The organism is Dactylosporangium maewongense (assembly GCF_039531485.1).
Taxonomy (GTDB): domain Bacteria; phylum Actinomycetota; class Actinomycetes; order Mycobacteriales; family Micromonosporaceae; genus Dactylosporangium; species Dactylosporangium maewongense.
Window position 1 is genome coordinate 65985 of sequence record NZ_BAAAQD010000016.1, and the last position, 12988, is coordinate 78972.

Here is a 12988-nt window from a genome sequence, read left to right on the forward strand (position 1 = left end):
GAAACAGCGTATCCAACGGAAGTCGCTCCGGTGCATTGCCCGAACGTCGATGCACCGCCGAGAATGTGATCGTGACTGAGCGGACACGTTCCGACGTCGGGGACCCGGCGGAGACGCTCGTGGCCGAGGGCACGGCGGCGTTCGCGGAGTACTGGCGGACGGACCGGCCGGAGGCCCTCGACGCCGCCACCGACGCGCTCCGGCGGGCGGTCGCGGTCACTGTGGACGGTCACCCCGAGCTCGCCGCCCGGCTGACCCTGCTGCGGCTCTGCCTGCAGGCCCGGTTTCAGGAGCACGGCGACCCCGCCGACCTGGCCGCCATGGTCGACACCGCCGCGCGGGCCGTCGCCGCCGCGGACCCGGCGGACCCCGAGCTGCCGCGCATGCTGGCGGCGTTGAGCAGGGCCTCGCTCACCGGCGGCGACGTCGACGGCGCGGTGACCGCCGCGCGGCAGGCGGTGGCGGCCACGCCGCCGGGCCACCGCTACCGGTGGCAGTACCTCGGCGAGCTCGGCGAGGCGCTCTGGCGCCGGTATGGGCGCGACCTCGCCCGCGACGACCTCGACGCCGCCGCCGACGCCTTCCGGTCCGCCGCTGCGGCGAGCGACGCGGACGGTCCGGGCCGGCTCCGGCTGTTGTCGCTGCTGTCCAACGTGCTGCGGACGCGGTTCGTCGGCGCCGGCGACCGGGCCGGCGACCAGGCCGGCGACCAGGCCGACATCGACGGCGCGGTGCGGGCCGCCCGGTCCGCGGTCGACGGCACCGAGCCGGCCGGTCCGGTGTACGCGGGCAGGCTCTTCAACCTGGCCCTGGCGCTCGGGACGCGGGCGGACCACTGCGACGACCCGGCCGACCTGGACGACGCGATCAACGCGGCCCGGCGCTCGATCGAGGCGACCCCCTCGGACGACCCGGACCTGCCGGAGCGGCTCGCCGCCCTGGAGTTCCTGCGCTCGGTGCGGCCGGCCGCAGGCCTCGACGCGATCGTCGCGGCGGTGGCGAGCGGCGAGGTGCCGCTGGACGAAGCGTGCGACATCGCCCGGCAGCGCGGCGAGGCCGGCGCGTACTCGATCGAGCTGCTGTCGTCGGAGGCCGACGCCGCCTTCCAGCTCGTCGGCGCCGATCCGGTGGCGGCCTGGCGGCTCGGACGGGTCGCCGCGGCCGCCGTCCGCGGCGCCCACCGGTCCGGCGTGGCGGACCGGCGCGAGTCCGGGTTCGTGCTGCTGCAGGCCGACGCCAACCTGATCGTCGAGGCGCACGCCCTGCTCCAGCGCGGCGGCGACATCCGGCTCTACGCGGCGGCCGGCGACGCCGCACGGGAGGCACTCGACCTCGCCGACGGGCTCGGCCTGCCGCAGGCCCGCGGCGTTGTGCTGCAGCGACGGGGCGCCCTCGTCCTCGACTGCTACGGGCGCGGCCCGGACGGCCTGCACGCCCAGGCGTTTCAGGACTGGGTGGCCGGCGCGTACACCGCCGACCCCGATCCCGGGCTCAAGCTGGCGGTCGCCGAGACGCTCGGCCCCGGGCCGGAGCGGCAGCCGCCGCCGCTGCGCTGGCCCGACCCGGTCGAGGCGCTGACGGCCGCCGCGGACGACCTGCGCGCCGCCTTGCTCCTGGTCACGCCGCAGCGGCGCGGGCCGGTGCTGAAGGCGCTCGGCGAGGCCCTCGACTGGCGGGAGCGGCTGGGCGGCCCGGCCGCCGGACCGGAGGTGGCCGACGTCTGCCGGCGGGCCCTCGCGGCGCTGCCCGCCGACGACGTCCCGCTGCGCCTCGCGGTCGCCGCCACGCTCACCCGCGCCACCGGTGCGGTGGACCCGGCGGTCGCGGACCTGGTCGACCGGCTCGAAACCGGCTGGGACGCGTACACGGTCCGGCCCGTCCACGCGTGGGACGCCGCCACCGCGGCCTCTGCCGTGCTGGAGCGGACCGACCCGGCCCGCGCGCTGCGGCTGCTCGACCGGCAGCGGGACCTGGCCGTCGTCTGGGAGGACGAGGACCGCCGGACCGCCCACTACATCAGGTCTCTCGCCCTGCTGGCACGGGCCGGCACGCCACCGGCGCTGTGGACGGTGCTCGACTCGCCGGAGCGGCTGCGGGAAGCGCAGGAACAGGTGCTGGCGGACCGGTCGCCCGCCGCGCTGACGCTGCTGGCCGTCGCCGCGGTGCGGCACGACGAGGACGCCACGGGGCTGCGTGCCCTGGCCGCGCTGCGGGCGGCGGCCCCATCGGCGACGGTCGCCCGCGCGGAGGCGTACGGCTTCGTCGAGGGACAGCTGCTGCTCGGTCAGGGGCTCGCCCACGAGCGCGACGGCGACCACCCGGCGGCCGTCATGCGGTTCCTGGCCGCCGCCGACGCCGCGGCCGCCGTGCCCGTGGCCGGCGAGGTCCTGCGGGCCGTCACCTGCGCCACCGACCTGGTGCGCGACGGCCACCCGGTGGACCTGCCCGCCGTCGCGAGGTGGTGCGCGGCGGGAGCGCTGCGCTTGGAGCTGGCGGCGCCCAAGGCCGGACCGGCCGCGATCCAGAGCCTCATCGGACTCCTGCTGCCGGCCGCGACGCGCGACGAGTTCGACGTCGAGGTGGTGCTGCAGCTGTTGCTGGCGGCCAAGGGGCGACGGACGGCCGCGCAGCTGACCGGCGGCACGACCGGCTGGACGCCCGACCCGCCGCTGCGGGCCATGCTCGCCGAGGAGGTCTCCCGGGCCGCGCTGCTGCCCGCCACCGCGCCGGAGCAGCACATCGACGCCGGGCTGACGCTGACGGCGTACACGAGCGACTACGAGACCTCGGCGACGGACAACCCCGCAGGCGCGCTGGCCAACCTGCGGCGGGCGGCCGAGCGGCAGATCCTCGCCGCGGTCACCCCGCACGGCTCCTCCGGCGCGGCCCCGGCGCTGGGCGACGTCGCCGCAGCCCTTGACGCGCGGACGGCGCTGCTGGTGCTCTACGACGGCGCCCACGACGGGCGATCCGCCATGTACGGGCTGCTGCTCACCCGCGACCGGTGCCACCTGAGCATCACCGTCGGCGACGCGCCGCACCTCGCCGAGCCGGTCATCGCTCTCGGCCACGACGGCCGGCAACGCGTCCACGTGCCGCACCTCGGGTTTCAGGTCGACGCCGTCCGCCGTGCCGTGCAGGAGGAGCCCGCCCCGCGCCCGGTCAGCCGCGACGGTGCCGAGCAGCTCGCTCGGCTCGACGCCTGGGCGCTGCGCGCCGTGCACGACGCCGCCGGCGAGCTGCGCGACGCGGGGATCGCCCGGCTGCTCGTCAACCCGCACGGCGCGCTGCACTTCGCGCCGCTGCACCTGGCCGGCGCCGACGGGGAGCCGCTGGCCGACCGGTTCGCCGTGAGCTACCTGGCCAACCTCGCCCAGCTGTTCCACGTCGCGGGCACCGGGCCTCGCCGCGACGGGGCGGCCGTGTTCGCCCTCGGCTACGAGGACCAGCCGGCGTTGCCGACCCTGGCCTCGTCGGCGGCCGAAGGGTACGCGATCGGGGCCATCCTCGGCGTCGACCCCGTCCTCGACGCCGCCGCGACCCCGGCGGCGGTGCTCGCCGCGCTGCGGGAGCGCCGCTGGGTGCACCTGCGGGCGCACGGCCGGCACGACGCCGACGCGCCCATGTTCCAGACCGTGTTCCTGTCGACCGCGGACGGCGGTGACGGGCGGCTGCTCGCCCACCAGATCGTGCCCCTCGACCTGCGCGGGCTGGAGCTGGTCACGCTCGGCGCCTGCGAGACGTCGCTCGGGCGCATCGACCCCGGCGACAACCTGCGGGGACTGTCGGCGGCGCTGCTGACGGCCGGCGCGCACGCGGTCATCGGCACGCTGTGGGTGGTCGCGGCGGACGCGAGCACGACGTTCTTCACCGCGCTCTACGGCGCGCTGCACGGCGGCGCCACCGTCGCGGACGCGTTCCGCACCGCCCAGCTGGCGACGCGGCGGCACCACCCGGAGTACCGGGACTGGGGCGCCTTCTACCTGACCGGAGGACATCACCCGATGACCGGGCGTGAGGACGACGAATGACCATCGTGGAACTGCCCGAGGCGCCGCTGCACGCCGTCCGCCTGGACCCGCACGAGCGACCCGTCCTCGGCCCCGGCGACCCGCCCGCACCGCGGACCGGCCGCCTCGCCGTCGGCCTGCCCGTCGTCCTGCCGCTCACCGTCGACACCGTCGACGAGCAGACCCGGCCGTTCCTGCGGGCCCGCACCGGGTCCACCTTCCATCTGCTCACCATCACGACCAGCTTCACCCACGACGACGGCGAGCCCTTCGAGTCGGCCTGGGTGGATATCAGCCTCCGCCGCGACGGTGGCGCCGCGGGCGAGCCGCCGGTCGCCTGGTCGATGCGGCCGCGCACGGCCGCGGAGCCGGTCCCGGTCAGCCGGAAGGTGACGCTGAGCCCGACCCTGAAGCTCGGCGTCCCCGGCGCCAACCTCGAGGCGGGCGCGGGCGGCGGCACCGAGCGTCAGGTCACCTACACCCGCCAGGACGTCACCCTGGAGGCGCTCAACGAGGGCACCAGCGACCCGCGCTGGGTGTTCTACCGCACCGACGCCCTGCAGATCCGCGGCGTGCACACCCTCTGCCTGGTCGCCGACATCGCCGCCGGCGCCCGCGACACCGCCTCGATCCAGATCGGCGCGACGATCCGCAGCCGCCGCCTGAAGGTGTTCCGCTACACCGCCGCCGTCACCGACGTGCCGGCGGCGGCGAGCGTCGCCTTCGGCTGAAGGGCCGCGGGCGCGATGCCCGCGGCCCTTCCCGATGGTGCGTCAGAGGTCGGCGGGGCCCGATGCGACCGCCTCGTCGACGGCGCCGGTGCGGCGGGTCGTCGCGTGGGTCTCACCCACTGACACGCGGTCGGCGGCGACGAGCGAGGCGCGGGCCGCGGCCTGGGACTGCTCGCCGGTCACGCCGCCGCGGATGCGGTTGTCGGCGCCGACCCGCGCCGCCGGGGTGTTGCCGCCGAGCTGGAGCTGGCCGCTGATGATGTTGTCCTCGAGCGACACCCCGCCGGTCGTGTTGGTGATGCTGACGTCGCGGCCCCAGTACCCGCCGGACGCGCAGCCGTCGAGGGTGCCGTTCGGGCCGAGCTGGACGCCGCCGAGGTTGCCGGCGAACGTCGCCTTGCCCTTCACGGCGCTGCCGCAGACGACGCTGCCGGTGGAGTTGTTCAGCACCGACAGGGTGCCGTCGACGAACGAGTCGTGCACGTCGGTGTAGTACGCGCCGCTGCTGCTGACGTTGCCGGTGACCTCGGTCAGCTGGTCGAGGCGGGCCTCGCCGACGTTGACGCTGACGCTGCCGTTGACCTTCGTGCCCTCCACGAACAGGAAGCCCTCGACGGTGGCGGTGCCCTTCGGGCGCACCGTCACCGTGCCGCTGCTGCCCTGGCGCAGGTACACGCCGAACCCGCCGGCGGCGAGCACGACCTGGCCGCCGATGCTGGTGCCGGTGGCGTCCAGGTAGCCGTCGGCGGCGATCCGGACCTCGCCGCTGATCGTGCCGCCGGAGACGACCAGGTTGGCGCCGGCCGCCACCTGGACGTTGCCGGTGATCGTCGTGCCCTCCAGGGAGCAGGACTCCCCCGCCGGCACGTAGAGGTCGTTGGGCACGGTCACGGCGCCGCCGGTGCCGACGCAGTACGTGATCAGGCCCGCGTTCGCCTGCGCCGCGGGGGTGGCGAACACCGCGACGAGCGACAAGGCGGCGACCGTGATGACAGAACGACGCATGGAACGGCTCCTCATGAGACGGAAGAACGGGAGGCGGCGCGCACGATCGCGCCCTGGTCCCGGCGGGTGAGCACGCCGCTGGTCACCAGGGGCGCGGTGACGGCGTCGACGTGCCGGACGAAGGCGGCGTGGGACGGGTAGCCCGCGTGCTCGGCGATCAGGTCGTTGACGGTGCAGCCGTCGCCGGTGTCGACGTTGGCGACCCCGGAGTCGACCCCGCCGATGACGACCGTCGGCCGGTCGTCGGAGTTGGGGCAGGCGTCGGTGCCGGGCGGCACGACGGTGAACGTCACGGTCTGCGGGGCCGAGACGTTCGACGCCTGGTCGGTGGCCCGGTAGGCGACGCTGTGCGTGCCGGCGGCGCTGACGACGACCGGAGCGCTGTACGCCGTCCAGGCCCCGCCGTCGAGGGCGTACTCGATCGAGCGGACCCCCGACTGGCTGTCGGTCGCGGTGATCGTGACGGTCGCCGGGCTGGTCCCGGTCACCGTCGCGGTCGCGGTCGGCGGCGTGGTGTCCTCCACCGGCGGCTCGGTGACGGTGAACATCACCATCCCCTCCGGCGAGCGGTTCCCGGCCACGTCCGTGGCGCGGTGGTGCAGCATGTGCGCGCCCGGGGCGGTGACGGTGACCGGCGCCGTGTACGGCACCCAGGCACCGCCGTCCAGCTGCGTCTCCACGGTGGCGACCCCGGATCCGCTGTCGGTGGCGGTGACCGTCACCGTCGCGGACCTGGTGCCGTCGCCGGCGACCACGGCGGTCACGGTCGGCGGCGTGGTGTCCACCGGCCCGGGTTCGGTGACGCTGAACGACACCGACCCGGTTGCCGACGTGTTGCCGGCGACGTCCGTGGCGCGGTACTGCACCGAGTGGTCGCCGACCGCGGTCACCACCACGGGCGCGGTGTACGGCTGGAAGCCGGTGTCGTCGAGCTGGTACTCCACCGACGCCACCCCTGACCCGCTGTCGGTCGCGGTGACCGTGACCGTCTTGGCGAAGGTGCCGGTGACGGTCGCGGTGACCGTCGGCGGGGTGGTGTCCCCACCGCCGCCGCCGGTGACCACGAGCTCGCCGACCATCAGGCTGTGCCCGGGGATGGAGCAGAAGTAGCGGTACCGGCCGGGCGTCAGCGTGACGGCGACCTCGTGCCGGCCGTTGCCGGCGTCGAACGGGTTGGCGAGGATGTTGACGCCGACGTCGTGGTTGTACCCCTCCGTCGAGGTGTCGAAGGTGAGCGTGTGCGGCATCCCGGTGGTGTTGCCGGTCGCCGCGCTGTTCTCGAACACGATCGTCGCCGGCCCGGCCACCGCCTCGGTGGGCGCCGTCTTGTACCGGGTGATCTCCCCGTCGGTCGTCCAGGTGAGGACCTGGTCGGCGGCACGTGCGGGCGAAGGGCCGACCACGAGCATCGGCAGCAGCGCCAGAAGCACGCTCAGAAGCACACGACGCGCCATCACAGCGACCTCACCCGCAGGTTGCGGAACTCCATGACGTCGGTCGTGCCGTGGTTCTGCAGGCCGAGGAAGCCGCTGGTGAACTGCCGCAGATCCGTGGACGGGTCGCCGGCGCGGGAGGACTGCTTGCCGGGCGTGTTGTCGAACTCGTTGATCACCACGCCGTTGCGCGCGATCGTGTAGTGCTGCCCGACGACGCGGACCTCATATTCGTTCCACACACCTTTCGCGGTCGCGCCCCCGGTCGCCGGCACCGGGTCGAAGTTGTAGATGGAGCCGGTCTTCTGCGGTTCGCCGGTGTCGCCGTCGTACAGCTGGATCTCGTGCCCGCAGTAGATGGCGACCCAGGCCTGGGACGTGCGGGCCGAGCCGACGGTCCCGCAGCTGCCCGCCGGCCGCTGCTCCAGGGGTGTCCGCGGGTCGGGGAACCGGGCGAAGACGCCGCTGTTGGCGCGGGCCGTCCCCAGGGCCATGTCCCGGAACTGGAGCTTGAAGGAGAAGTCCCCGAATTCGCGGGCGCCGTACCAGAGCATCCCGAGCCCGCCGTCGGTGCGCAGCGTCCCGTCGGCCTGGAGCACGAACTGCCCCGACGGCGCCTGCACCCATCCGCGCAGCGACTCGGGGGTGCCGTCGAAGATCGCGTCATAGCCGGTGTTGCCGGTCCGTCCGATCGGTCCGGCGGCCGCGGTACGGGTGAGCGTCCCCGCCTCCCGCCCGTTGAGCACCCCGGCGGCCACCAGGCGGTCGGCGACCGCGGAGACGTGCCGCACGAAGCCGTCGTGGTCGGCCCAGGTGCTCTCGTCGTCGATGAGGTCGTCGACGGTGCAGTGCCCGCCGGCGGTGCGGTTGGCGACGCCGGTGTCGGTGTCGCCGAGGCGGACCGTGGCGCCGCTGTCCGGCACGGCACAGTCGACGTCGACGGTGGTGCGCACCTCGACCGTCGCCCCGCCGGCGTACGTGACGGTGAGTTTCGCGGTGTACGAGCCGACCTTCGCATACGTGTGCCGCGGGTTCGCCTCGGTGGACGTGCCGCCGTCGCCGAAGTCCCAGCGCCACGAGACGCCGCCGGAGCGCAGGCCGTTGAACGCGTAGGTGAGCGGCTTGTTGTGCACCGCCACCGCGCTCGCCGCCGGCACCGGGGTCGCCGGGCCGCCCTGGTACGCCACCCGGATCAGCTTCTGGTTGGGGTGCAGGCTGAAGAAGCCGCCGCCGTAGTCGAGCATGTACAGGGCGCCGTCCGCGCCGAACTTCGCGTCCATCCAGCTCTGCAGCCGGTTGTCGCCACTGCCGGACGGGATGATGGCGCGCAGCGACTCGGCGAAGACCGGCGGCGCCGCCGCGGCCACCCCGGCCGGGTCGACGGTGACCGCGATCCGGTTGCTGGCGTTGGACTCGTCGCCGATGAACCACTTGCCGTCCCAGTACGCCGGCCACGCGACGCCGCTGCTCTGGTTCACCAGTTCACGGTGGTAGCTGGGGCCGGACATGACCGCCTGCCCGCCGCCGCGCAGGTAGGGCTGCGTGTAGGTGGCGTCGGCCGCCACGTACGTCGGGACGCCGCTGCCGTCGGCGCGCAGGGGGAAGACCGGGCCGCCGCCGTCCGGCGAGTACCAGATCATGTTGTTCTTCACCGGCGGCAGGTCGACCAGGCCCGTGTTGCGGGGCGAGGTGTTGCGCGGGTGGGCGCAGTCGTACCAGCCGGTGAGGACGGTCGCGTCGGTGTCGCTGCGGTCGCGGTACGGCTGCCCGTTGCCCATGCAGTACGGCCAGCCGTGGTTGCCCGCCTCGGTGATGATGGTCGCCGTCTCGTACTTGGCCGGGCCGAGCGTCGGGCTCGGCGCCGCCGCGTCCGGGCCGACCCACGCGGCGGTGAGCCAGTTCCGGACCGGGTCCCACTGCAGCCGGGCGATGTTGCGTACGCCCATCACGTAGATCTCGGGGCGGGTCTTGTCGGTGCCGGGCGCGAACAGGTTCCCGGACGGGATCGTGTACGTGCCGGCGGGCTCCGGGTGGATGCGCAGGATCTTGCCGTTGAGGTCGTTGGTGTTGCCGGCGGTGCGCCGCGCGTCCTGGAACGACGTGCCCGCGAACTCGGCGGTCCAGTTGTTGCCGGAGTAGCCGCTGGAGCCCTCGGAGGAGTTGCTGTCGCCGGAGCCGACGTACAGGTTGCCGGCCTCGTCGAACGCCATCCCGCCGCCGGCGTGGCAGCAGCTGTGGATCTGCACCGGCCACTGGATGAGGTCCTTGCGGGTGGCCTGGTCGATGCTCTGCGCCGCCTTGTCGAAGGTGAACCGCGAGATCGTCCGCTGCCCGATCCTGGTCTCCCGGTTGATGGAGGCGTGCGGCATCCAGTACACGTACAGCCAGCCGTTCTGCGCGAAGCTGGGGTCGGCGACGACGCCGAGCAGCCCCTCCTCGTTCTTCACCAGCTCCGAGCCGCTGCCGCGGTTGCCCATGACCGGCAGGGTGGTCAGCAGCTTCACGGTCTTCGCCGCCGGGTCGTACCGGTGGATGGTGCCGCAGCCGAGACCGACATTGGGGTTGGCCCAGTCGACGACCGGCCCGCTCGGGCAGGCCGCCTTGCCGACGTAGAAGATCGACCCGTCCGGGGCGACGGTCAGGCCGTGCGCCTCGCCGATCTGGTCCAGCTGCCCGGTCTGGTTCGCAGCGGTGAGCCGCTCGACGCGGTAGTTGGCGGCGATCGTCGCCTGGCAGTCGCCGCGCTCGACGCCGGTGGTCCAGCGCAGCGCGCCGCCGAGGTGGGCGCGGAAGTCCCGCTCGGCGTAGCTGCCCTCGGTGTGGCCCATGCCCGTGTAGAAGGACCGGCCGCCGTCGTAGTCGCGGCACCACGACACCGGGTGGAACGGGCCGTTGGCGCCGGCACCGGCGACGTGCTTCCACTCCTCGACCTGCGCGACGGTGTGCACGGTGCCGACCGGGTTCGGTTCCCAGTTGTACCAGCGGTCGGAACGGGTCAGCTTCAGCGGCAGCGACGCGGTCGCCGGGTGCTGCCGGTCCAGGACGTCCACCACGCCGGCCTGCACGACCGGCGGCGCGGGCGGCTCGGCGGCACCGGCGAAGAGGCGCAGGTCGGCGAGCTGGATGCTCGGCTCGCCGCTGTTGGCGGTGATGTTCAGCCGGTACCGCGGGTACACCGTGGTGTTGGTGATGTCGAACCGGCGGGTCTGGAACCGCTCGGCGAACGTCTGCCCGGTCCGCCGGTCCAGGTCGACCCAGGTCTGCCCGTCGGTGGAGCCCTGCAGGGTCCAGTCCTTCGGGTCACGGCCGGGGAAGTCGTTGGCCGACGTGAGCGCGTAGCCGTTCACGGCCGTCGGGGTGCTCAGCTGGTACGCCACCCAGCCGGTCGTGGCGAACGTCAGCCACTTGGTGCCGGAGTTGCCGTCGGTGAGCTTCTCCTTCGTCTCGTTCGGCGGGTTCTCGGCGCTGGCGGTCACGGCGCTGACGGGCAGCGCGTTGGGGATCGCCCCGACCGGGCGGGTGCCGATGAGCCCCGTGAACCAGGTCGAGTCCGGCTGGGCCTTGGCGGCGTCGCCGATGCCGAGGAATCCGTTGCCGGCCTTGACGTAGGCCTGCAGCGCCGTCTCCTGGTCACGGCTGAGCACCGCGCCGGCGGCGGAGAGGAAGACGACGCCGCGGTACTTGGCGAGGTTGTCCGCGGTGAAGACGGCCGGGTTCTCCGACTCGGTCACCTCGATGCCACTGTCGGCTCCTACCTCGGTGATCTCTTCGGCAGCGCGGGCGACCGGGTCCAGCTGCTCGGTGGCGGGGCCGTGGAACAGCAGGACCTTCGGCTGTTCGGCGGCCGGCGCGGCTTCTGCTTGGGCGTTGAAGGTCGGTTGGGCGGTGTTCAGCAGGGTCAGCGCGACGGTGGCGGCGACCGTGCGCCGCCATTGGGTGAACCTCATCAGGCTCCTTCGTCGGTGGGTCGTCAGCCGCCGTGCACGTGACTGTGCGGCTGGGCTGCCGCTGCGGCGGCGGGGTCGTGCGCGTGGCCGTGGAAACGGTCGATGGCCTCCTGGGCGCCGGGCGGCATGCTGCCGTCGGCGTTGCGCACCAGGAACAGGCCGGCCATGCCGGTGTCGGAGTGGGCCTGGACGTGGCAGTGGTACATCCACGCGCCCGCCCCGACGCCCTCCCCGGCGAGCACCTGGAACCCGAACGAGCTGCCCGGGTTGAGGTCCTTGTTGTCGATGACGAGACTCGGGTCGGCGGGGCCCTCGAGCATCCCGGTCCGGTTGTCCGCCCACCGGTGGGCGTGCAGGTGGAACGTGTGGAAGAGGCTGCCGTGTCCGATGGCGGTCCACTCGACCCGCTGCCCGAGGTTCGCCTCGAACATCGGCGTGTCCGGCGCCACCTTGTTGTTGATCTGCATGTCGTTGAACACGACGGTGAACTGCTTGTCGGGCAGGATGTCGCCGCGGCGGCGGACGGTCAGCGCGCCGTACAGCCCTCGCGCCACGCCGCCGGTGCCGTGGTCGGTGCCCATCGCGTGGTCGTGGTAGTGCCAGTAGCCGGCGCTGCCGGGCATGAACCGCCGCCCCGCCGCGGCCGTCATCTCGTGCGAGCGCCAGGTGTAGGTCCTGGTCTCGCCGGGGTTGTTGAACGAGGCGTGCAGCGGGCTGCCGTCGGACTCGGTGCTGTAGTCGACGCCGTGCGGGTGGATCGACAGCCGCTGGTTCGTCGTGTTGACCAGGGTGACCTCGAGCGTGTCGCCCTCGTACATCTCCAGCGTCGGCCCCGGGACGGTGGCCTGTCCGGGGGCGAGCCCGTAGCCGTACAGGTTGCCCGGCAGCGCCTCGGCGTAGATCGTCACCTTGCGGGTCGCCCCCACGGCCAGCGCGGGTAAGCCCTGCTGCGGGGAACGGGCGAGCGCGGGCGTCAGCGCGGTGCCGAGCCCGGCCGCCGACGCCGCCAGAGCACCTCCCACCAGCATCGATCTGCGCGACGTACGTCGACGGAACATCCATCCCCCTCCGCTCTCTCGCGAGGGGCCGTGCGCCGGGCAGGGTCGATCACCACCCGGCTTCCCCGTCACGAGACATCAATCGACTTCTGTCGATTAACTGCCAACTTATGTACGGGGCGAGCAAAAGTAAAGACTTGTATCTATAAAGAAGGCACTCTATGAACAGAAGTCACTGTAGTGCACGAACCGGACACCGGGATATGTAAAATCTTGTCCTAGCCAGCAGCCGGCGAACCCCGGCAACCCGGTCGACACCTGCGCGGAATCCGGGCGGCAGGTCGGGCGCGCCGGGCTACCGGACTCGAACCGGCTCATACCTTGCGGTAGTCAGCAGCAGGTGCTGGTAACGGACTTTCCCATCCGCCTTTGCCCGGCGCGCTCGCCAACCTTACTGCTGGCCGCCGATCGGCCACTTCAGGCAGCCGGCGACAGCCACGCTCCGGAGTGCGGCCGCCAGCCGGTCGCGGGCGTCGGTCTGGGCGGCGATCCGCTCGTTGAGGACCGCCAACCGGTCGTGCGCGACGCGCAGGCCCGTGGGCGAGGGCGGCGCGGCGGCGACATCGCCGTCCAGGCATGGCAGGAACACGCGCACGTCGTCCAGGGTGAGCCCGGCGGCCAGCAGATAGCGGATGTTGCGGACCCGCACCGCGGCCCGTTCGTCGTACACGCGGTAACCGTTGGAGGCGCGCTCGGAGGAGATCAGTCCGGCCTGCTCGTAGTGCCGCAGCGCACGAGCGGTCGTCCCGGTCGCTTCGGCCAGCTCACCGATCCGCACCATCCCCACCTCCGTGGCCACTCTTA

Annotated in this window: 6 protein-coding genes and 1 pseudogene; 2 read left to right on the forward strand and 5 right to left on the reverse strand. The window is 73.5% G+C overall.

Annotation, left to right across the window (positions count from 1 at the left end):
- Nucleotides 1–71 precede the first annotated feature (71 nt).
- A complete protein-coding gene (locus ABD332_RS34815) occupies nucleotides 72–4031 on the forward strand; it encodes a CHAT domain-containing protein (protein WP_344506787.1) in 3960 nt (1319 codons plus the stop codon).
- Nucleotides 4028–4741, forward strand: coding sequence for a hypothetical protein (locus tag ABD332_RS34820; RefSeq protein ID WP_344506789.1), 714 nt, complete (start codon nucleotides 4028–4030; stop codon nucleotides 4739–4741). The genes ABD332_RS34815 and ABD332_RS34820 overlap by 4 nt, the downstream gene beginning before the upstream one ends.
- A 42-nt stretch (nucleotides 4742–4783) precedes the next feature.
- Here ABD332_RS34820 and ABD332_RS34825 read toward each other — a convergent pair whose 3' ends face one another.
- From ABD332_RS34825 to ABD332_RS34845, 5 genes and pseudogenes are all read right to left on the reverse strand, one after another.
- Nucleotides 4784–5746 (reverse strand): hypothetical protein, encoded by a 963-nt coding sequence (locus tag ABD332_RS34825; RefSeq protein ID WP_344506791.1) that lies wholly within the window; start codon nucleotides 5744–5746, stop codon nucleotides 4784–4786.
- A 187-nt stretch (nucleotides 5747–5933) separates the two neighbouring features.
- A pseudogene (locus ABD332_RS34830) lies at nucleotides 5934–7149 on the reverse strand (OmpL47-type beta-barrel domain-containing protein); the annotation flags it as partial.
- Nucleotides 7150–7199: 50 nt separating this feature from the next.
- A complete protein-coding gene (locus ABD332_RS34835; protein WP_344506795.1) occupies nucleotides 7200–11126 on the reverse strand; it encodes a ThuA domain-containing protein in 3927 nt (1308 codons plus the stop codon).
- 23 nt (nucleotides 11127–11149) lie between these two features.
- A complete protein-coding gene (locus tag ABD332_RS34840) occupies nucleotides 11150–12148 on the reverse strand; it encodes a multicopper oxidase domain-containing protein (protein WP_425552337.1) in 999 nt (332 codons plus the stop codon).
- Nucleotides 12149–12575: 427 nt separating this feature from the next.
- Complete coding sequence (locus ABD332_RS34845; protein ID WP_344506799.1) at nucleotides 12576–12965, reverse strand: MerR family transcriptional regulator; 390 nt, start codon at nucleotides 12963–12965, stop codon at nucleotides 12576–12578.
- Nucleotides 12966–12988 lie beyond the last annotated feature (23 nt).

Bases quoted from the DNA above. Each gene is read 5' to 3' on its own strand.
- ABD332_RS34820 (WP_344506789.1), top strand. From the start codon at position 4,028: ATGACCATCGTGGAACTGCCCGAGGCGCCGCTGCACGCCGTCCGCCTG.
- ABD332_RS34825 (WP_344506791.1), bottom strand. From the start codon at position 5,746: ATGCGTCGTTCTGTCATCACGGTCGCCGCCTTGTCGCTCGTCGCGGTG.
- ABD332_RS34845 (WP_344506799.1), bottom strand. From the start codon at position 12,965: ATGGTGCGGATCGGTGAGCTGGCCGAAGCGACCGGGACGACCGCTCGT.
- ABD332_RS34835 (WP_344506795.1), bottom strand. From the start codon at position 11,126: ATGAGGTTCACCCAATGGCGGCGCACGGTCGCCGCCACCGTCGCGCTG.